General features: G+C 60.1%; 19 protein-coding genes. 9 read left to right on the forward strand and 10 right to left on the reverse strand.

Annotation, left to right across the window (positions count from 1 at the left end; translation table 11 throughout):
• Positions 1-44: 44 nt before the first annotated feature.
• Positions 45-911 (reverse strand): pirin family protein, encoded by an 867-nt coding sequence (locus ACA062_RS23045; RefSeq protein ID WP_497453162.1) that lies wholly within the window; start codon positions 909-911, stop codon positions 45-47.
• A gap of 119 nt (positions 912-1,030) precedes the next feature.
• Between ACA062_RS23045 and ACA062_RS23050 the strand changes: the two genes are divergently transcribed.
• Together ACA062_RS23050 and dkgB are read left to right on the forward strand one after the other, a co-directional pair.
• A complete protein-coding gene (locus ACA062_RS23050; protein ID WP_497453163.1) occupies positions 1,031-1,939 on the forward strand; it encodes a LysR substrate-binding domain-containing protein in 909 nt (302 codons plus the stop codon).
• 154 nt (positions 1,940-2,093) lie between these two features.
• Positions 2,094-2,897 (forward strand): 2,5-didehydrogluconate reductase DkgB, encoded by an 804-nt coding sequence (gene dkgB / locus ACA062_RS23055; protein ID WP_497453164.1) that lies wholly within the window; start codon positions 2,094-2,096, stop codon positions 2,895-2,897.
• 3 nt (positions 2,898-2,900) lie between these two features.
• Here the strand turns inward: dkgB and ACA062_RS23060 are convergent, their stop codons facing one another.
• Together ACA062_RS23060 and ACA062_RS23065 are read right to left on the reverse strand one after the other, a co-directional pair.
• Entirely contained in the window at positions 2,901-6,137 is a 3,237-nt protein-coding gene (locus ACA062_RS23060; RefSeq protein WP_497453165.1) for a transporter substrate-binding domain-containing protein, read from the reverse strand.
• Positions 6,138-6,770, reverse strand: coding sequence for a response regulator (locus ACA062_RS23065; protein ID WP_497457479.1), 633 nt, complete (start codon positions 6,768-6,770; stop codon positions 6,138-6,140).
• A gap of 157 nt (positions 6,771-6,927) precedes the next feature.
• On the opposite strand from ACA062_RS23065, the gene ACA062_RS23070 reads away from it, so the two are divergent.
• The 4 genes from ACA062_RS23070 (at position 6,928) to ACA062_RS23085 (ending at position 10,592) form a co-directional block, all read left to right on the forward strand.
• A complete protein-coding gene (locus tag ACA062_RS23070) occupies positions 6,928-8,151 on the forward strand; it encodes a tyrosine-type recombinase/integrase (protein WP_497453166.1) in 1,224 nt (407 codons plus the stop codon).
• A 109-nt stretch (positions 8,152-8,260) separates the two neighbouring features.
• Positions 8,261-8,545: a helix-turn-helix transcriptional regulator gene (locus ACA062_RS23075; protein WP_497453167.1), complete on the forward strand. Its 285-nt coding sequence runs from the start codon at positions 8,261-8,263 to the stop codon at positions 8,543-8,545.
• Between the two features lie 77 nt (positions 8,546-8,622).
• Entirely contained in the window at positions 8,623-10,413 is a 1,791-nt protein-coding gene (locus ACA062_RS23080) for a primase-helicase family protein (protein ID WP_497453168.1), read from the forward strand.
• Complete coding sequence (locus ACA062_RS23085) at positions 10,410-10,592, forward strand: hypothetical protein (RefSeq protein ID WP_497453169.1); 183 nt, start codon at positions 10,410-10,412, stop codon at positions 10,590-10,592. The genes ACA062_RS23080 and ACA062_RS23085 overlap by 4 nt, the downstream gene beginning before the upstream one ends.
• An 8-nt stretch (positions 10,593-10,600) precedes the next feature.
• Here ACA062_RS23085 and ACA062_RS23090 read toward each other — a convergent pair whose 3' ends face one another.
• Positions 10,601-11,209, reverse strand: a complete 609-nt coding sequence (locus tag ACA062_RS23090) for a peptidase M41 (RefSeq protein ID WP_497453170.1) — start codon at positions 11,207-11,209, stop codon at positions 10,601-10,603.
• A gap of 146 nt (positions 11,210-11,355) precedes the next feature.
• Between ACA062_RS23090 and ACA062_RS23095 the strand changes: the two genes are divergently transcribed.
• The 3 genes from ACA062_RS23095 (at position 11,356) to ACA062_RS23105 (ending at position 12,824) form a co-directional block, all read left to right on the forward strand.
• On the forward strand, positions 11,356-11,541 hold the full coding sequence (locus ACA062_RS23095; RefSeq protein WP_497453171.1) for a YodC family protein: 186 nt from the start codon (positions 11,356-11,358) through the stop codon (positions 11,539-11,541).
• A 2-nt stretch (positions 11,542-11,543) separates the two neighbouring features.
• Positions 11,544-11,810 (forward strand): DUF6953 family protein, encoded by a 267-nt coding sequence (locus ACA062_RS23100; protein ID WP_497453172.1) that lies wholly within the window; start codon positions 11,544-11,546, stop codon positions 11,808-11,810.
• A gap of 228 nt (positions 11,811-12,038) precedes the next feature.
• Positions 12,039-12,824 carry a hypothetical protein gene (locus tag ACA062_RS23105; RefSeq protein WP_497453173.1) on the forward strand — a complete coding sequence of 262 codons (786 nt, stop codon included), beginning with the start codon at positions 12,039-12,041 and terminating at the stop codon, positions 12,822-12,824.
• A gap of 195 nt (positions 12,825-13,019) precedes the next feature.
• On the opposite strand, the gene ACA062_RS23110 is transcribed toward ACA062_RS23105, so the two are convergent.
• The 6 genes from ACA062_RS23110 to ACA062_RS23135 are packed head-to-tail and all read right to left on the reverse strand — an operon-like array spanning position 13,020 to position 19,482.
• Positions 13,020-13,313 (reverse strand): hypothetical protein, encoded by a 294-nt coding sequence (locus ACA062_RS23110; protein WP_497453174.1) that lies wholly within the window; start codon positions 13,311-13,313, stop codon positions 13,020-13,022.
• Positions 13,314-13,325: 12 nt separating this feature from the next.
• Positions 13,326-14,282, reverse strand: coding sequence for a hypothetical protein (locus ACA062_RS23115; RefSeq protein WP_497453175.1), 957 nt, complete (start codon positions 14,280-14,282; stop codon positions 13,326-13,328).
• Entirely contained in the window at positions 14,282-14,839 is a 558-nt protein-coding gene (locus tag ACA062_RS23120) for a hypothetical protein (protein ID WP_497453176.1), read from the reverse strand. Before ACA062_RS23120 ends, ACA062_RS23115 begins: the two co-directional genes overlap by 1 nt.
• The gene (locus ACA062_RS23125) at positions 14,832-15,068 is read right to left on the reverse strand and encodes a hypothetical protein (RefSeq protein ID WP_497453177.1); all 237 of its coding nucleotides are present in this window, start codon (positions 15,066-15,068) and stop codon (positions 14,832-14,834) included. The genes ACA062_RS23120 and ACA062_RS23125 overlap by 8 nt, the downstream gene beginning before the upstream one ends.
• On the reverse strand, positions 15,065-18,478 hold the full coding sequence (locus ACA062_RS23130) for a hypothetical protein (RefSeq protein WP_497453178.1): 3,414 nt from the start codon (positions 18,476-18,478) through the stop codon (positions 15,065-15,067). The genes ACA062_RS23125 and ACA062_RS23130 overlap by 4 nt, the downstream gene beginning before the upstream one ends.
• A complete protein-coding gene (locus tag ACA062_RS23135; protein WP_497453179.1) occupies positions 18,478-19,482 on the reverse strand; it encodes a hypothetical protein in 1,005 nt (334 codons plus the stop codon). The genes ACA062_RS23130 and ACA062_RS23135 overlap by 1 nt, the downstream gene beginning before the upstream one ends.
• Positions 19,483-19,498: the final 16 nt, after the last annotated feature.

Genomic DNA, 19,498 nt, shown 5'->3' on the forward strand with positions numbered 1-19,498 from the left:
CGTAGTCAGCCAAACCTGGCACGCCACAGGGTTGTCGCATTGATTCAACCGCTCATCCGGCCGAAACGGCCGGATTGGAAATCGGCGAAGGCCTGATGGATTTCCTGCTCGCTGTTCATCACGAACGGACCGTGACCGACGATCGGCTCGTCGATCGGTTCGCCGCTGAGCAGCAACACCACGGCGTCGTTGTTGGCTTCCAGGCTGAGCTGATGGCCGTCGCGTTCGAACAACGCCAACTGCCCTTCCCGCACCGGTTCCCGACCGTTGACCTGAACCGTGCCGCGCAGCACCACCACGGCGGTGTTGCGCCCTTCGTGCAGGTCCAGGGTCAGCAACTTGCCGGCGTTCAAGCGAAGGTCCCAGACATCGATCGGCGTGAAGGTCCGCGCCGGGCCGGTGTGGCCGTCGAACTCGCCGGCGATCAAGCGCAGGTTGCCGGCGTTGTCCTTGAGCGGGATGCTCGGGATGTCGCCATCGAGAATCGTCTGGTAGCCGGCGTCGGCCATTTTGTCCCTGGCCGGCAGGTTGACCCACAGCTGCACCATTTCCAGGGTGCCGCCGGTTTTGGCAAATCCTTCGGAGTGGAACTCTTCGTGGAGAATCCCCGACGCCGCCGTCATCCATTGCACGTCGCCGGGACCGATCTTGCCGCCGCTGCCGGTGGAGTCGCGGTGCTCCAGCTCGCCCTTGTAAACGATAGTCACGGTTTCGAATCCGCGGTGCGGGTGCTGACCAACGCCACGACGTTCGGTGGTCGGGGTGAAATCAGCGGGGCCGGCGTGATCGAGCAGCAAGAACGGGCTGATGTGTTTGCCCAGGTTGTCGTAGGAAAACAGGGTGCGAACAGGAAAGCCGTCGCCGACCCAATGGCTGCGTGGGCTGGTGTAGATACCGATGATGTTTTTCATCCTGCCTCTCCAATTCTGTTGCAAAAAGCTGATGTGTGATGCGATGGATAAAGCTTAAAACCAGCGCCTTTGATGCACTAGACTGCAAAAATCAGCCTTAGCGTTCTATCTGGAGAACGATGGTGGAAGACCTCAACACCCTCTACTACTTCACCCAAGTGGTGGAACACGGCGGTTTCGCTCCGGCTGGACGGGCACTGGACATGCCCAAGTCCAAGCTCAGCCGACGCATCGCCGAGCTCGAAGAGCGCCTCGGTGTGCGCCTGCTGCACCGCACCAGTCGGCATTGTTCGCTGACCGAAATCGGCCAGGCCTATTACCAGCGCTGCCTGGCCATGCGCGTGGAAGCGCAAAGCGCCGCCGAGCTGATCGAACGCAACCGTTCCGAACCCCAGGGGCTGGTGCGCATCAGTTGTCCCACCGCCCTGCTCAATTCCTGGGTCGGGCCGATGCTGACCCGCTATATGCTCAAGTACCCCTTGGTGGAGTTGTTCATCGAAAGCACCAACCGCCGGGTCGACCTGATCCACGAAGGGTTCGACATCGCCTTGCGGGTGCGCTTTCCGCCGCTGGAAAACACCGACATGGTGATGAAGGTCTTGGGCAACAGCACCCAGAGCCTGGTGGGCAGCCCGGCTTTTTGCGAACGCCTGTCGGCACCCGCGGCCCCGGCCGACCTCAGCGGTCTGCCGAGCCTGCATTGGGGCGCGGCGCAGCGTGAGTATCAGTGGGAACTGTTCGGCGCCGATGGCGCCAGTGCGCTGATTCGACATGCGCCGCGGATGGTCACCGATGACCTGTTGGCGCTGCGTCATGCGGTGCTTGCGGGGATCGGCATCGCCCACCTGCCCAACGTGGTGGTGCGCGATGACATCGCCGCCGGACGCCTGGTGGAACTGGTGCCGGGCTGGACCCCCAAGTGCGGGATCGTCCATGCGATATTCCCGTCGCGCCGCGGGTTGCTGCCGTCAGTGCGGGCGTTGATCGACTTTTTGGGGGAGGAGTTCAGTCATAGCGATATTGCTTAGGGCATGGTTTTTGAGGGGCGGGGGTAGAGCGGAAGATCTTTTGATTTTGATTCGTGACTTGCGGTAAACATTGCTTTGCCGATCCAGCGGTTTTTCTCAAGGATTCAGCCGGGGATACTCGTGTCCATTCCCACTGCAACCCCTGGAGTCATTGATGTCTATTCCCGCATTCGGTCTGGGTACGTTTCGCTTGCAAGGCCAGGTGGTCATCGATTCGGTGAGCACTGGCCTTGAGCTCGGTTATCGGGCCATCGATACCGCGCAAATCTACGAGAACGAAGCCGAGGTCGGCCAAGCCATTGTCGCCAGCGGCATTGCCCGTGAAGACATGTTCATCACCAGCAAGATCTGGGTCGCCAATTTCGCCAGGGACCGCCTGATCGACAGCCTCAAGGAGAGTCTGCAGAAACTGCAGACCGACTACCTGGACCTGACCCTGATCCACTGGCCGTCGCCGGAAGACCAGGTGCCGGTGGCAGAATTCATGGGCGCCCTGCTCGAAGCCAAAAAACTCGGCCTGACCCGGCAGATCGGCGTGTCCAACTTCACCGTCGACCTGATGAAACAAGCGATCGCTGCGGTCGGTGCCGACCACATCGCCACCAACCAGATCGAACTGCACCCGTACCTGCAAAACCGCAAGGTCGTCGAGTTCGCGCAGAGCCAGGGCATTCGGATCACCTCGTACATGACCCTCGCTTACGGTGAAGTACTCAAGGACCCGGTCATCCGGCAGATCGCCGATCGCCTGCAGGCGACACCGGCACAGGTCACCCTGGCCTGGGCCGTACAACGGGGTTACGCGGTGATTCCCTCGTCCACCCAGCGCGCCAACCTGGCCAGCAATCTGAAAGCCAGTGCGATGAAATTGAGCGACGCCGACATGGCCTTGATCGCTGACCTGGATCGCGGCCAACGGTTGACCAGTCCCAAAGGTATTGCCCCGGACTGGGACTAAACGTCAGCCCTGTGCAAGGCTTTGATCCAGGCGCGTCATGGCCTGTTGCAACTGATCGACGGCCTCGTCGATCAGTGCCGCGCGGCCCTCGCCACAGGCCTGCTCCAGTTGCTCGCAACACTGGGTCAGCCGGGCGGCGCGAACCATCAGCGCGCCGCCCTTGATCCGGTGCGCCAGTATCGGCAAGTCATGGAGATTGCCACTGGTGTGCAGCTGCAGCAGCAGCTCGCGGTCATCGCGGTTGCTCACGGCCAGATCGCGCAGCAATTGTTCGATCAGCTCACGGTCTGCGCCGACGTAGAGTTCCAGGCCGCTCAGGTCGATCTCGGCCGTTGCAGGTGCGGCAATCACCTTGGGCCATTCGCCCGCAAACCTCGATGCCAACCATGCACTCAGATCGGCCAGCCGGATGGGTTTGAACAGGCAATCGTCCATCCCCGCTTCGATGCAGCGGATCTTTTCCTCGGGCTGCGCATTGGCGGTAAACCCCAGAATCAGCATCGGTTGCAATCCCTGGGCCCGCTCCTCATCGCGAATCGCCCCCGCCAATTCATATCCACTGATCAGCGGCATGTTGCAGTCGGTAATGATCAGATCGAACTCATGTTCGCGCCATTGCACAAGACCGCGCGCGCCGTCCTCGGCCTCGAGCACCTGGTGCCCCAGAAAGCTCAGCTGCCGTGACAGCAACAATCGATTGGCCGGGTAATCGTCCACCACCAGGATCACCAGCGCCCGGGTGGGCACCTGAACTTCGCTGGCCGACGACTCGCGCGAAGGCAACGCTTGCAACGCCGCAAGTTCCAGGCTGACGTCGATCCGGGTGCCCTGCCCGAGAACGCTGTTGAGCTGCAAGCGACCGCCCATCATTTCACACAAGGAACGGCTGATCACCAACCCCAGGCCGGAACCACTGCGGCCGGACTGCTGGCTGTTGCCGCCCTGAACGAACGGACTGAACAACCGCTGCTGATCCACGGTGCCGATGCCGATGCCACTGTCTTCGATGCACACGCTGACCGCCAGATGCCCCGACAGGACAGGCTCGACCCGCAGCGTCAGGCTCACTTCACCCTGGTGAGTGAACTTGATGGCATTGCTCAACAGATTGGACAACACTTGCTTGAAGCGCGTGGGGTCGATCAACACGTCGCAGTCGCTGTGCCGGTCCAGATCGACTCGCCACTCCAGGTGCTTGTGCCGTGCCAGGCCCTCGAAAACCCGACACACCGATTCCACCAGTGTCCGCAGGTTGGCTCGCTCAGGGGTCAACGATAAATGCCCGGATTCGATGCGGGCGATGTCCAGGATGTCGCCGATCAACGCCAGCAATTGTTGCCCGGCATTCGACGCCACCTCGATGGCGGAACGGTCGGCAATCCCTTCATCGGCACGTTTCTGCGCCAGTTCGAGCATCCCGAGCAGGGCATTCATCGGCGTGCGGATCTCATGGCTCATGTTGGCCAGAAACGTGGTCTTGGCTCGATTGGCCTCGTCGGCGGCGTCCTTGGCGTCCTGCAGTTGCCTGAGCAACAGCTGGCGCTGGCGGATTTGCCGGCGCTGATAACCGATCCAGACCAGGGCGAGCACCAACAAGGCGCCAGCGCCGGCAAATGCCTGAATAATGGCCTGGCGATGACGCAGCCAGAAGCTTTGCTCCACCATCAGATCATTGCGCCAATAGAGCGTCAGTTCATCGATTTCTTCAGGGGCGATACTGAGCAGCGCCTTGTCCAGGATCGAATGCAGTTCAACGGCCTCGCGACTGGTCGCCAGGGTACTGCGGGCGGGGTCGGTGCCGACAGTGCTGGTCACCCGCAGCTGACCCCGATAGCGCCGGGAAATCATGTAGCGGGCAGCGATCAACGAGTTGATACCGCCGTCAGCCTTGCCCCGGGCGACCATGTCCATCGCATCCGCGGTCAAGGGTGCATTGACCAGCCTGATCTGCGGGAAATGCTGACGAATGAATTCACCGGCACTGTTGCCCTGGGTGACCGCCAGAGTTTTGCCGGCCATTTCATCCAGAGTCGTGGGGTTGTTCGGCCCCGAGCGAGTCACCAGCACATTCGGGCTGGTGAGAAACGGCCGGGTGAAGCGCAACTCGACCTCGCGTTCGATACTGGGGCTTATCCCCGCTACCAGATCGATCTCTCCGGTCTTGAGCGCCTCCAACATCTCGGCGATCGATCTGGCAGGCCGTATATCGAACTGCAAGCCGGTGCGCAGACTGATTTTTTCCAGCACGTCAGCGCTGATGCCGCGAAACTTGCCATCGCTGTCGATAAACGAAATCGGCAGGATGTTTTCGTTCATGGCCACCCTTGCTCGCGGATGTCGATCGAGCCAACGCTGCTCGGCCTCGCTCAATTGCAGCGCTTGCGTACCCGGGATGGAAGTCCCGCTGGCGCCCCATCGACGCAGGATGTTCATCTGTTCATTGGTGCTCACCGCCGCCAGCGCGCTGTTGACGATGCGATGCAAGGGTTGATTGTCGCGGGCCATCGCGAATGCAAAGAGACCAGGCTCCATGGACGAAAAATCGGCCAACTGCACGTTGTTCAGATAGTTCTTGCTGATCAGGTAATGAGCGCTGATCGCGTCGCCCAGATAAACGTCCGCTTGCCCGAACGCTACGGCCCCCACCGCACTCAGGGTAGAGGGAAACAATTGGACGCTGGCCTCGGGGTAGAACGCCTGCACGTCATGCTCAGGTAAATAGTGGTACAGCGTCGCCAGCCGTTTGCCGGCCAGGTCCGGGTCCAGCGGCTGCGATGACTCTGTGTGCGTCACCAGCACCGGTTGGTCGACGGCATAGGCACTGGACATGCGCAGCGCTGTGTTTTCGGCCTCATAACTGTTGGCCGTGCCAAGTAAATCCGCGGCACCTTGCTTGATGGCTTGCACCGCCTCCTCTCGCGATTCGTAACGCTGAACGTCGATCTCTACCTGCAGAAGCTGCTGCAGCAGACCGGCATAGTCAGCGGTCAATCCCTCGTAGTCAGTGCCGGTGGTCGTGATGTCGAAGGGCGGATAATCCGGTGCGGAGACGGCGAGCACCAATCGGCCCTTTTGCCGCAGCCAGCGTGAATCGGACTCCGACAGTTTGGCGACATGCCCCTCGGCACTGGAGCGCCCCAGCAACGTCAGTGCCTGCGGCTGCGCACAGACACTCGATATCCAGAAACATCCCGGTAGCAGCAGGAATGTCAGGCTGCGCCAACGCCGCAAGGTTCTCATTCAGATCAAATGATTGCGCAGGGCGAAATCCCTCAGGTGCACCGGGGATTCCACATTGAGTTTTTCTATGGTCCGGGTCTTGTAGGTGCTGACCGTCTTGTGGCTCAGGTTCATGATTTCGGCGATTGCCTTGTTACTCATGCCATGGGCCAGATACTGGAAGATCGTCAATTCCCGGTCGGAGAGTTTGTCGATCAACTCTTTTTCGCTGCGTTGCAAGCTATTGAGCGACACCGAGCTCGTCGGCAGCCTGGCGAAATAACTGTAGCCGGCCATGACCGCCTGCACGGCTTTGTGCAGATGTTCCAGATCATTGGCCTTGGACACATACGCCGAAGCACCGGCACGCATGCAACGATCTTGATAAAACAGGCCTTCCAGGGAGGTGAACACCACGACCCGGCACGGCACGTCACCGGACTGGATCCGTGCCAGCACATCAAGCCCGTCCAGCGAGGGCATGATCAGGTCCTGCACCACCAGATCAGGTTTATGTTCGCGGATCATCGGCAAGACCTCGTTACCGTTGGACACCTCGTAGATCTGTTTGAACCCCTCCTGTGTAAGCAAGATTTTCACAGCAGCGCGAACCACCGGATGATCGTCCGTTGTACGAAGCCAGCAAAGGCGTATAGTAAGGACACGCCAAACCACCCTGTAACACCCGAAAATACTGGCCTTAAGGCTCAGATCGTTGTTCGTTGCTACCCGCTGCTGAACATTGCTTACTGGGGGCATAGGGGGCACAATTGGCGGCACATCACCCCACGCCCGAACAGGATGCCCCCAGATGAAGGCCCTCAGCGATACCAAAGTCAGATCCTTGAGCGAACCCGGCAGGCACACCGACGGTACGGTGCCGGGGCTTTATCTGGAGGTGAGCAAACCCCGCAAAGATGGAAAACCCGGCTCGAAGCTGTGGCGCCTGAAGTACCGCCTGCACGGCGAGGAGAACCGTTTTGCAATGGGTGCCTATCCAGACATTTCGCTCGCCAGAGCCCGCGAACTGGCACAGGAAGCGCGCACCTCGGTAGCCAATGGCATTGCCCCATTGAAAGCCAAGAAGGACAAGATTGAGGCCGAGCTCGAAGCCCAGCGGATGAAGGAAACCCACACCTTCAAAGCAGTCGCCGAGCAGTGGCTCGAGTTCAAATCGAAGCTCGCGCCAAAGACCCTTTCCGGTTACCGCGGCGGGTTGGAAAACCACGTCTATCCATTGATTGGCCATCTGCCGATAGCCGACGTCAAGTACAGCCACGCACTGACCCTGGTGGACCGTCTGCGCGATTCGACGGCTACGGTTAAGCACGTCATGAGTCTGCTGAAGATGGTGCTCGACCACGCCGAAGGACGCTTCGTGGAAGGCAATGTGTTGGCCGGCCGACGCGTCGCACTGCCGAAGCATAAAAAAGTCAGCCGCAAGGCGCTGGAAGACCCGGTCGACCTCGGCAACTTCCTGTGCCTGCTGGACCAATACCCGAGGCGCAACGGCATCAGCGTGCTGTCGGCACTGCGTCTGCTGACCTTGTTGCCGGTGCGCCCGGTCGAGCTGGTGTGCATGCGCTGGCAGGACGTGAACCTCGAGGAAGCGAAGTGGGTTTACAAGGTTTCCAAGACCGGAAAGATTTTGCAGGTTCCGTTGCCGACACAGGCGCTCGACATCCTGCGCACCCTGAAGGCCGAGAGCCTCACCGACTGGGTGTTCCCCTCCCCCATGCACGCGGCTCGGCACATCGCTCGCGACAGCCTGCTGGCGGGGCTGATATACAGCCTTGGGTGCGAGCGCGGATCGATCTCGGCGCATGGTTTCCGCGCCACATATCGGACGCTGGGCGAGGAAGAGCCACTCAGTATTGATCCGATCGTTCTGGAGTTGGCATTGGGGCACAAGATGCCCGGTGTGCTGGGCGACACCTACGCTCGGGCGCAGCTGTTGGATAAGCGCCGTGCCGCTGCACAGCAATGGGCTGACTATCTGGATCAACTGAAAACCGAAGCCCTGCGCAGAGCCTGACGAACGGTAGACACTAGTTTCATATCTCGTATTTACCTCCCGAATTCCCACCTATCATGGGCCTCAGTTGCTCGTTGCTACCCGCCACTGTTTGCTGAGGAAGACCGCTATGAACGACGCCAACCAACCACTAACTCTAATCACCGGCAGTGCCGATGCCTTGTTGGAATTTGAGGTTTTCTCGGCGCGTCTTGGTGGTCTGGGCAAGACGACTATCGACAAGCTGGAGAGGACCGTCCCCAACTTTCCCAAACGCATTGCGATTGGCGAAGTTCGTGCGAACGGGCGTCCTGCGCGTGTGGCCTGGCTCGAATCTGAAACCACAGCGTATATCCAAGATCTGGTCGCGAAGGCACGGTCGAAGGACTCGAGCGGTGCCGGTCAACCGGCCTAAATAGCGCGCAAGAAAAAGCCCGGTGAACGCTACCAACATTCGATCCGGGCTGAGCGACATCTTGGGGACGATCCAAAATGAAGAAGTTACATAGTAACATTCCAGCCACCGAAAATCAGCCGTCACCATCCATTTTCGACCTCGTCGACCAGCTTCGAGCCGATAAGGCGAAGGCGCCGGCTACAGGCTCCGTTGTGGAACATCAGAAACGAGCGAGCCTGGGGCCGACTACTCTGCTTTCGCAGCCTATCGACGTTCTTAACGCGCAGCGGCCTGACTGGCTGGCCGAGACCGATTCGAAGCGGGTGGAAGCTGAGGAGGCAGCCAGGGAAGCGAAGGAAGCGCAGCAGACAGCCAGGGACGCCGCACTCGAGGCAGAAGCGCAGAAGTCCTACAAGGACCAACCGTCCGCCCACGGCAGCGGTGACAAAGAAGGCGACGCCCGAAAGCGCAATCCATCTGATGACAGCACCACCGGAGTGCGCATTGACCACGAATCCCGCGAGATTCTGAAATACATCTCCGAAGACTTCGTCATGCTGGCCAGCGGTTCCAAGCTGGTGGCATATCACATCAAGGACGGTGACGAACTAGGAAAGGAAGGTCTTCAAAAGTACTGTGCCAAGCATTACGGGGCGATCGTCGTCCTGGCGCCGCCTGACAAGGAAGGCAGACCAGTCGATCCGAAGCGGGCACCGGCTGGCAACATCTGGTGGGAGTGGGACGACCCTGCTCGCCGGGTAGTCCGTCGAATCGTGATGGAGCCAACTAGCAAGTCTGAGGCCGACGACAACCCGGAGGTGTTCAACCGCTGGCATGTGCTCAAGCACACCATGGCTGAACGCAACACGAACGCCACGGCCGACGACATCGCGATCCTGGCCAACCATCTGATGTACCTATCGGGCGGTGACGTGGTTGGTGTCACCTTCTTTCTGTGCTGGCTCGCGCAGCTGTACCAGACGCCAGAGATCAAGATGCCAACGGCCATCCTGATGTATTCCAAGTTCGGCCGGGTAGGTAAGAACCTGATGCAACGGCTGCTGGTGAAGGTGTTCGGCAAGCCCCTTGTCACTGGCTGTACAGGCAAGGTACTGCAGAAGAACTTCGACGACGCCGTCAAGCATCGGCGCCTGGTGTTCATCAACGAGCTGGCCCGATCGGAGAAGGTTGACGGCTACGAGAACTTCAAGAGCCAGGTGTCCGAAGAGTTCGTGCAGTTCGAGGGAAAGGGCGACAAGTCGGTAGAGATCAAGAACATCACGCACTATGTGATCACTACCAACCACGAAGACGCGCTGCCGCTGATGGAAGGTGACGGCCGGATCGCGGTGCTGCGCTGTCTTGAGCCGCGCAAGGATGACAGTTACTACGACGAACTAGTGAAGTGGATCGATGGGCCTGGCGCACCGGCGCTGGCACAGATCCTGGCTACTTGGCGGTTCCCGGTAGGTTGGAACCCGCACGCGCCTGTACCACAAACGGCAGCGGCTAAGGCTATGCAGAAAGCGTCGCGGGATGAGCTGGAGGTCTTGCTGGCGGAACTCGTAGAGGCCGGCACAGCGCCGTGTGAAAAAGACATCATCATCGTCGACGACCTGTGCGCGCAGCTGAACACCCTCTATGGCAAAAGCCTTAAACGTCCAGCCAACCGGACTTCAGCCGGCAAGGCGTTGCAGGCCATCGGCGCCGAGTTTTGCGAGAAGCGCATAGAGATCCAAGGGAAAAGCACGCCGCGCAAACACTACGTCATTCGCAACGCAAAGCAGTGGGAGAAGGCAACACCCAAACAGCGTGGCGACCATCTGAATACCGGTGCTCGACTGTTCGCCGTTCAATCACCGGAAGACGAGGTGAGTGAATCATGAATGAATCACGCAAAGCGCTGGTACGGGTGCACCGCGAGGGGCAGCTGACACTTGCCACCTACAAGATCGGTCGTCGACGAGTGGTGCACATGACAGTCGATGCTAAACCTGACACGTTACTCGTCTGTGCCGAAGAACTGGAGCGCCTGCGCACGCTGTGCGAGGAGGAAGCGCGATGACTGAATGCTCATCCGAAGTCGATTGCGACGATGCGCTTGTAGGACGGTATCAGTTGAAGCTGCTCTTTTGAAAGCTCACCAGGGAGAAGCGGGCTCGCAGCCAACCGGCGCAGCACATCAGCCAGTTCACAGATCGGCCCGGCGTTCTGGAGGACAATAGCGCCAGTAATGCGCCAAAGTTGATTCAGGCGAAATGCAGACTTCGCCGCCACCCCCGTTGCAGGATCAATTTCTACCGGCATCATGTTGTGCAGCAGCTGTATAGATTCCATCGCGGTGGCGTAATCGATCGCCGCCCCTGTGTCGCCTTCAGTCAAAATTTTCCATGCCTGATCCGCATCAACTGCAAGCGTCGCATTATCTAGCGTCTCAGCCAACGCGCCGGCAAGCAGCGTGATGATCCTTCGCTGAAGGTAACTCTGAACCTCCTCTGGTGTTTCCAAACGAGCGCTGAGGTCCTGCTTGCATTTGCCTCGATGAACCTCAAGGCTTTGTACTTGCAGACTAACACCGAGGGGGTCGAACCCAAGCGCTGTGGCCACGACAAAATGTCCAAGCTCATGCTGAGCAAGAGCCCGAGTCCTTGCAACGAGGGGGTCAACAGTCAAGGTATTCATCAACGGCTCAGGATTGGCGGGAGGGGGCACAATACTACTTGCTCGCTGCAGCGCCCGAAAGCTCTCGCCTGAGTGCCTCATTGAACTGGGGGTCAGTCGAAGGCTACTATCGGCATGCCAATTGGCTATCACACAGGGAAATTGTAATGCCGAAGCAAGAAGCTTTTCAGGTTGGGAATATCGTCAAACTCAAGTCAGGCGGTCCAGGCATGACAGTCCAAACGGTCCCAGAAAAACGGGAGGGCTACAGGTGTCAATGGTTCGCGGGCAAGAAGTTGGAATATGGTTACTTTCAGTTTGAGTCGCTGATGTCAGTAGACGCCGAGCAATAACCATGGACGCAAAAAACGTCGCTGATTGGATGCTTGCACAGGTTGATAAGGACGGGTGCATCTACCAAGACGATGCCGTTGACCACATCGTCAGGGCCAAGGCCGAAGAACTTCTACGCGAAAATAGCGATGGGAACCTTGTGCTTGGAACCACAGTGCTGAACGCTTTCAAAAATCTGACTCCCGACTCGGTCGTTTGGGTCGGTCCAGATCGGTACTGGAGATGGCGTGTTGCGGAGGATGAGCCGGGGCGAAATGCCCGCGGCTGACACCCCCATCAAAAATAAAGGGCGCCACCTATAGCACCCGGCGCCCGACTCCCTTCACCACCCGATTGCTGCGCAACCTGGCTGCTGCCGCTATGATCGCCGGCTATTTGCCACGAATCATCGCGGCGTCGAGCAAGAGGGATCGTGATGGCAAGTCTATGGGAGCCAGTGTCGGGCGTGTTTTGGAGCGCGCCTCCTGCTGCGCCGGACGAGGGGTGGCCACTGTCAATGGTTATCATCGGCGCACTGGTAGTAGCGTTTGCAGTTGTGGCAGTGCTAAAGCGCGTCGCGAAGCACAGCAGGCCAAACGGGTGGCACCTGCGCCAGCATCTGGGGGAGATCGGCGGCACCCTCACTCTCACTTACCTCGTCATAGTCGTCGTAGTGATTTGGGGTCGCGCAGATACCCTTATGACCATGCCGTTGAACGAGGTGGGTGACTTCCTGGCTGGTGCGTTCGGGCCGGTAGCATTCCTCTGGTTGGTTTTTGGCTTCCTCCAGCAGGGCGACGAGTTACGGCAAGGCACCGAGGCATTGAAGCTACAGGCTATCGAACTCAGGAATTCGGTCGAGCAGCAGTCAATCATGGCAGCGGCAGCGTTAGATCAAATAGAAGCGCAGCGCGCCGCGCTACAGATGCAACTGAATGAACGAGACAAGGCGCTCATGGCGAATTTCTCGATTCGCCCCATATCTAGCGGCGGCGGCGGACCTCAGGGCATGGCGAAGAACACGATCAGGATCTGGAATGAGGGCGCGAACGCCACCGATCTGGCGATCAGTTTTGAACCTCAGATCCCTGGAGCCCACCCACTTAATCTCGGGGAGATGAGAACCGACGCCAGTGTTGAACATACATTCTTTTTCCCCCCAGCGGAGAGCCCCGACGAGGGCGCGACTCACATTGCTTATCTCGACACCGAGGGCACTATCCGGCATCAATCCTTCGCGTACACGCTCGACAGGGAAAAAATGAGGTACGTATTCAAGAAGGTTCACGAAAAGTTCAGGTGAATAGCGAAAGGGGCCACCCGTGAGAGTGGCCTTGTCGTCTGTGCTGCACACCGTCAATTATCATACGGTTGCTTCGGTGCCTTCTTCTGGCTGGGTTGTACGTCCTTCGTCGGTAGTTCCGATTTCGTCCGTGGGAACCACGGCTCCTGACTCGGGATTGGCTTCTTGGTTTCACCTTCGCGCTTGTCTATCATTTCACACCTCATCGTCGGTTGTTGTGCCGGATTGGCACAGTTCATCATCTTCGGCCACCACCGGCAGCGCATGGCCGAACAGCTCAGCACGCAGCACCTGGGCGAGTTCACCCAGCTTCGGCTTGTTGGCCATCGTCCACAGGCCTGCACGAAACCCCTTGAGCAGCAGCCGGCGACGTTGCTTCACGCGCTCATCGCCGTACACTTCGATGTCGTTCTGCAAGCCACGTAGCAGGGCTTCGATGTTCGCCGCATTGGTCGGCTTGTTCATCTGTCGTGGTCTGTAATAGGCCATGGCACACCTCCGTCAAAACTTCGGCCCGATAGCGCTGTCGCCCTTCATCTGCGACCAGAACTTGTCGAACTCAGCTTCGGACATGCTGCTGATATCAGACACGCCGATCGAACCGTGCTCGTCCGGTGCTCGAGCACTGCCGCTCAGGGTGCCCAGGCTGGTGTTTGGCTGCACACGTGGTGCTCGACTGGCCGGCTTGAAGCCCATTGCCTGCGCACGCTGATACAGATACTCGGCTGGGTTAACACCCTGTGCCTGGCACTGCTTCGCGAGTGTGACCAGTGCAGCGGTCTTCAGCATCCCGAGCTGTTGGTCGTTAATGCCTGGGTGCTGGGCGCGCATGTTAGCCTCAACGGCTGCCAGAGCGTGTTGGGCTGCCTGCGGGTAGTCCGGGTTAGCAGCTTCGAACCGTGCCTCAGCGTCGACGACTACAGGGCCAAGCACAGCGGCTTCCTGCATCACCTGCTGCTCGAGCTGCTGGTGTTGTGGTTGCTGGCCTTGCTGGTTTTGTAGCTGCTCGAGCTGCTGTGCGAACTGCTTCTCCTTGGCTTCGATATACCCGCGTGGGTCTTCGTCGAAGTCAGGGATGGCAGCTTCCTGTTGTGCCTGCAACTGTGCCTGCTGTGCGGCCTGCTGTTGCGCCATGAACTGTTGCAGCTGTTGGGCTTGGGCCTGGAGCTGCACCTCCAACGCTTGACGCTTGGTGCGCTCTTCGTGCAACGCGGCCAACGGCACTTTCTTGCCACGCTGCTGGGACTGCTCGACGTCTTCAGCACGGGTGGCTTCGTCTTGACGGGTGTCATCGAGGTCAGAATTTACCGGGATGTCACGTTCCGCAGCATGCTGTTCCTGCTCAGCCACGGCATCGAGCACATCGTCCGGTGCGTTACCGCCGTCTTCGGTCATGCCAGTGGTGCCGGTCAACTCAGCCGCGAGGCTCTGGCTCAGATCTTCGTTAAGGTCGCTCATTATACGTTTGCTCCGCGAGAGGGATTGCGTTGACGTTTGGCGCTAGGCGTTGTGGCTGCCTGCACCGGCTTGTCTGGGGTCTTGGTCGGTGCCGATAAGCCGTATCGAGCACCGAGCTCAGCCTCGCCGGCAGCGGTGGTTGCAGCGATGGCATTCGACTCGACCACCTGCGCCAGTTCCTTGGTTAACCGGGCAACCTGTGCCTTATGGGCGACCTCGGCCAGGTATTCATCGACCTCGGCCTTGGTCAGCAGGCGTCTGGAAATCTGATCGCCGCTAAGGCCGAAGCAACGGCCAATGCGCAGCTTCTGACGCTCACTTCGCTGGATCAACAGCAAGCCTGTCAGCAGCTGAAATTCCGCGTCGGAAGCGGTGTGTGCATCACGCTCGGTCGGCACATCGTCCGAGGCAAGCAACGGCGCACAGTCGAACAGTGGCTTGTCGAAGGTCACGGTGTAGCCGCCGCCTTTGGCTTCGCGGATATGACCACGGGTGAAGTCGATGGAATTCAGCTTGGCTTCCTGGCGAAGCTGCTCCAGCTGTTTGGCGTCATACATTTCGGGCCACCTCAAGTTTCTGTTTCAGAAGGTCGAGTTCGTGTTTGCGACTGGCACTGCGGGTTGGCCGGGTGGCGGCGCGCAACTTCTTGTTGGCGGCATGGAACGACGCCCATGCGGCCGGCAATTCGGTCTCGAGCATCCGCTCGATTTCCAGAAGTTTGTCGAGCGCTTCACGCGCTACCGTCACGGCACGGGCGGCATCGACCGCCTGTTGGTTGTGAATCATTTCTTAACTCCAGGGTGCCCCGTTGCCCGGAGCAGGTTGTCGATGGCGCGGCGGTTACCGTTGGCCACCAGTGGGATGAGCGCAAGACGCACAGCGGTGCGAGCCTTCTTCAATTCGGTATCGAGGAAATCGCGTTTTTCGTCGTCGTCCATCGCGGCCCAGCCCTTGGATTGCATGGCGCGCTGCACAGACTTGCGCATCAGCTTCCCGGTCAGCTCGTTGAACTCGCCCATCTGTTCATCGTTGAGGTCGTAACGCTTACCTTTGACGGTGAAGTGGTCCTGCGCCTTGCCTGGCGCCCAACCAATGCGAGCGGCTTCTAAGCGGACTGGGTCGGTCGTCTCTTTCGACTGCGCAATAGGTGCGGCAATGGAGAGCGGTCCACCCGGGTAAGTACGATTCGGGACGGGCTCGCCGAAGTGATCGACCTTGGCGCGCAGGTCCTCGCGCAGGCCTGGCGTCCTGTAACGGATCTGGTCCAGCACAGAGTTGGTTTCGCGGGCGTAGGGGTCGTTCTCGCTGGCGATGTTGCTGGCCAGGGTAACGGGCTGCGCAAGCGTCCCGGCCATCTGCCGCACATACCAGCCGGCGTTGCGCTGAGGGTCTTGCAGGAACTCGACGAGATTAGAAACGCCCTGCATGTAGGTCTTGTTGACGGTGTTGTTTACCAGCGACGACAGCGCGGTAGTCGCAAGGTCGCCGGCGTCCTTGTGCTGGTAGTCCATCGTTGCCAAATCGCTAGCCAGGCCCAGCCACTGGCTGAACGGATCCAGACGACTGTATTCGTGGTAGGTGTCCCCGGACTTGATGCTATATGGACGCCACCCTGTCGCCATGAGCGCGGCTTTTTCTTCCTTGTCGTCGGGTCCGGCACCGGTGAGGTAGCCCGCCTGGGCCAGTGCACCGGCACCAACCATGACACCGGTGCCCCACAAAACCCGGGCAATGGCACGTTCCTGCTTGGCACCACCGGCCATGATGTCGGCGCGCACCGAGGGCATGAGGCCCGCAAGCGGCGTGCGCTTGATGCCGTACTTGACGATGTTGACGGGCGTGCGAATGAACGGGACGATCAGGTTTAACCACGGCATCTTGGTCTTGGCGCGCATGATCGCCTGGGTGAAGTCACCCGCCTGAGTGTTGAACGTGGCCGTCCGGGCATGTTCCCCCGCGGCTTCGATCATCTTGGACGTGGGGTTCTGCACAATGGCGTCGATGCGTTGGCTGAGCTTCACGCCTGGCGGCAGTGTGCCGAGTTTCTTTTCAGCGACCGCCTGTTGACGGGCAATCGTGCGCATTTCCGCAGCGTACCCAAGGCTGGCGAACCAAGCATCTTCAGCGCCGAGGGCGCGGTAAGGGAGGGAGGCGACTCGGTCTGCGGCCCATGCCGCTGTAGGCAGTGCGCCAGTCGGGCGCGGGCTGTTCATGTTGGGGGTACCAGTCTCCTGTTTGCCGCCACCCAGCATAGGTGAGTCGCCCGTCACAAAAGCATCGGCGGCAGCGCGACCCGCCTGCATGGTGTTCTTCGCCATGCCCACCAGCATGTCTACGGGTTCCGCGAAAACCGTCTGGCCAGAGCCTGGCTTGAAAATGTTCTTCACACCCGACACGCCAGCGGCAACGCCGCGCTCGATGATCTCGTTGCCCAGGGTCATGGTGTTGGAAGTGATGTTTACCGCGTGGGTGCGAACACCACTGAGCAGCGCGGCACGGTAGTAATAACCCAGCAGCCGGGACATCTTGCCTTCAGGCTGGCGAATAAGTTTCGCGGCGTTCGACAGGCCACCACTCTGCATGGCCTTGCCCAGCGCCTTGGCGGCATTATCTGCACCACCGGCACCGTTGACCGCTTCAAGCACCGCTTGAGCCTGGTTGTAGTCCATCGCCTGACGTTTGTAGGCGGACAATGCGCGGCCTGCCTCGGCCCTGGCCCCAGCGAGGTCGGCAAAGGTGCTGCGCAGTTGGCCCAACGACTGGACAAAACTCGCCCGTTCGATGTCACTGGCCTGGCCGGTGACGATTCGTTGCTGTAAGGACAGCACGTCTTTGAGGTGATCTTGTACATTTGTGACGGCAGCCACCGTCTGTTCGGCGTTCAGCGCTTCGCCGATCTTGCGATTGAAGACCCGTGCGTCAGTGCCCTGTAGACCGATCAACTGCGCCAGTCGATCACGATCGGCATTGGACTGCACCCCGCGCCGGGCATCCTGCACATTGTGTTCGACCGGCTCCAACAGCTTGAGCGTGGTGTTGCGCTGCTCGCCTTGTACGCCAAGACGATCGAGCAGGGGCGAGATATCGGAACCGGCAAATGGTGTTGGTGCTGGTGCGGCTGGCGCTGCCTGTGGTGCGATTGGGGCGGCGGTGGCGGCTGGGCCTGGTGTTGGCATGGACACAGGGGCCGGTTGCGGCAAGCCTTGTTGCTGCTGTGCTGGCTGTTGCATCGGCACAGGTTGCGGTGTGACCGGTCGACGAAGACCACTTGCCCCACCCATGAGGCCACCCAGAACCGCGCCTTGTCCTGCAGCGTTACCGATACCCTGGGTCAGCGGGTTGCCCAGTGAGTAATTCTGCGCCATCTGTTCCTGCGACGACTGCAGCGTCTCTTCGCCCGCTTCCATGCCAGCACCGATACCCGCCCTCGCGAGCATGCCACGACCAGCCGCTGGGCCAGCCGCGCCACTCAAGATGGCGTCAATATCAGACGCGCCAAGACGGCCACCCAGGCCAGCAGAGCCGGCACCGATAATCCCGGTCAGTGCGCCCGAACCCAGCGCGGCGGCGGTTTGTTCCAGCGTCAGGCCGCCCGTTTGCTGCACAGTGTTTGACGCTTGCCCCCCAGCGGCGACAAGCCCTTCACCTGTACCGGCACCAACGAGTGCGGCGCGACCAGCATTCAACCCTGCCGCTCGAGCACCAAGCGCGGCGCCTTTTCCCGCCACGCCCCCCAACGCCATGGGTCCAACGCTCTCAATCACTTGGCCCCCAGCGTACGCAGGGTTTTGCAGCAGCGCCTTGACGGTCGGACCGAAGCCCTGTGCGTTCTGCACTGCGTCACGCTCGGCGCGTGCTTGCGGCGACATTTCAGCATCGAGCTTGGCTCGCGCTGCCTTGGAATCCATACCGTGTTCGACGAGCCACGGCGTCACCTTGCCCCCGGTCAGGATATCGCCAACACCCGCGCCCGCATCGAACGCGTTGTAGGCACTGCGCCCGATGTTTCCACCGACGCCTGTCGCCCACTGGCCGGCTGTACGGTTGGGCAATGGCGATTGACCGGCCATCAGTGCACCGGCCATACCACCGGCGGGCGCAGTTTGTGGCTGCGCGTAATCCGCCCAAGGTGGGACATCGTCCGCTGTGGCCTGCGGCGTATCGGCCGCGTAGTCATCCCACGGCATACCGGCCATCAGACTTTGCTCCAGCTCTTAGGATCGGCCGGGTTGCCACCGAGGAACTTGAAACCCTTGCGCACAGTTCCGACGGCAGGCGCGCCGGGGTACTGCGGCTGACTGGCCTTAGGCGGCGTGGCGTACTTGGGTGTGATGTTGTTGAGGATTCCATCGGCCACCCCTTGGCCGTCGGGAATCGTGACGCTGGCGAGGACGCCGTCCGCGGTGCTGTTTGATGGCGGACGTGCCATCGGATTAGCCCCGTTGCTGTGTTGTAGGAGCTCGGCACCCTGCATCGGCTGCTTGGTGTAGCTCGACAACGGCGCATTGCCTGGGAGTTGCCCAAGACCAGCACCGACGTCTGGGGTCAGTTGGTCGACAGTCTCTTCCACCGCGCCGGACTTGCCAGGGGCGAAGGCTGGATAGGCCCGGCCGTAAGGTTTGTAACTGCCCGACGCAGCGTCGTACAGATGCTTCTGGAGCATATTATTTTCAAGCGGTTCGATGATCAGCTGGCGCGGGGTCGGTGCTTTCGGACCACGATCACCACCACCACCACCACCAACGTGTGCCTGGCGCATGTCGAACTGGCTTTGATTCTGTGCCAGTTGAGCAGCACGGTGGGCTTGCAGGTTATCGCCACTGGCAGCCTTCAACACGTCATCCAAAGGCATACCCAACCCGGCAAGCGTTTTAGCTAATGGGCCGAGCTGGCTTTGCAGGTTTGGGTCTTGCAGTGCCTGGGCTTGGCGCTGTTGCTGCTCGGCCTTGGCCTGAGCTTGCTGTTGCTGGAAGGTTGCCGCCTGCTGTTGCTGAGCGATCATCTGCTGGCGGTACTGGGCAAGCCCCTGCTGATGCTGCTGTTGCTGCATGAGCTGTGCGGCCTGACTGCCGGCCTGGCCGAGTGCCTGAGCACCGGAGCCTTGACGCCCTTGGGACATCATCTGCAAGCCCAAGAGCATGCGCGGGTCGCTCATCAATTTGTTTACCGATTCTGCCGAGAAGGCGTCAGCGAAGGCCATGGTTGTATCCCCCAAT

Source organism: Pseudomonas sp. LBUM1679 (genome assembly GCF_059695565.1).

Excerpts from the sequence above, each read along its gene's own strand:
- dkgB (WP_497453164.1), top strand. The coding sequence starts at position 2,094 with ATGTCTATTCCCGCATTCGGTCTGGGTACGTTTCGCTTGCAAGGCCAG.
- ACA062_RS23045 (WP_497453162.1), bottom strand. The coding sequence starts at position 911 with ATGAAAAACATCATCGGTATCTACACCAGCCCACGCAGCCATTGGGTC.
- ACA062_RS23050 (WP_497453163.1), top strand. The coding sequence starts at position 1,031 with ATGGTGGAAGACCTCAACACCCTCTACTACTTCACCCAAGTGGTGGAA.
- ACA062_RS23130 (WP_497453178.1), bottom strand. The coding sequence starts at position 18,478 with ATGGCCGGTATGCCGTGGGATGACTACGCGGCCGATACGCCGCAGGCC.
- ACA062_RS23075 (WP_497453167.1), top strand. The coding sequence starts at position 8,261 with ATGAACGACGCCAACCAACCACTAACTCTAATCACCGGCAGTGCCGAT.
- ACA062_RS23125 (WP_497453177.1), bottom strand. The coding sequence starts at position 15,068 with ATGATTCACAACCAACAGGCGGTCGATGCCGCCCGTGCCGTGACGGTA.
- ACA062_RS23120 (WP_497453176.1), bottom strand. The coding sequence starts at position 14,839 with ATGTATGACGCCAAACAGCTGGAGCAGCTTCGCCAGGAAGCCAAGCTG.
- ACA062_RS23080 (WP_497453168.1), top strand. The coding sequence starts at position 8,623 with ATGAAGAAGTTACATAGTAACATTCCAGCCACCGAAAATCAGCCGTCA.
- ACA062_RS23105 (WP_497453173.1), top strand. The coding sequence starts at position 12,039 with ATGGTTATCATCGGCGCACTGGTAGTAGCGTTTGCAGTTGTGGCAGTG.
- ACA062_RS23115 (WP_497453175.1), bottom strand. The coding sequence starts at position 14,282 with ATGAGCGACCTTAACGAAGATCTGAGCCAGAGCCTCGCGGCTGAGTTG.
- ACA062_RS23090 (WP_497453170.1), bottom strand. The coding sequence starts at position 11,209 with ATGAATACCTTGACTGTTGACCCCCTCGTTGCAAGGACTCGGGCTCTT.
- ACA062_RS23085 (WP_497453169.1), top strand. The coding sequence starts at position 10,410 with ATGAATGAATCACGCAAAGCGCTGGTACGGGTGCACCGCGAGGGGCAG.
- ACA062_RS23110 (WP_497453174.1), bottom strand. The coding sequence starts at position 13,313 with ATGGCCTATTACAGACCACGACAGATGAACAAGCCGACCAATGCGGCG.
- ACA062_RS23070 (WP_497453166.1), top strand. The coding sequence starts at position 6,928 with ATGAAGGCCCTCAGCGATACCAAAGTCAGATCCTTGAGCGAACCCGGC.
- ACA062_RS23060 (WP_497453165.1), bottom strand. The coding sequence starts at position 6,137 with ATGAGAACCTTGCGGCGTTGGCGCAGCCTGACATTCCTGCTGCTACCG.
- ACA062_RS23100 (WP_497453172.1), top strand. The coding sequence starts at position 11,544 with ATGGACGCAAAAAACGTCGCTGATTGGATGCTTGCACAGGTTGATAAG.
- ACA062_RS23095 (WP_497453171.1), top strand. The coding sequence starts at position 11,356 with ATGCCGAAGCAAGAAGCTTTTCAGGTTGGGAATATCGTCAAACTCAAG.
- ACA062_RS23135 (WP_497453179.1), bottom strand. The coding sequence starts at position 19,482 with ATGGCCTTCGCTGACGCCTTCTCGGCAGAATCGGTAAACAAATTGATG.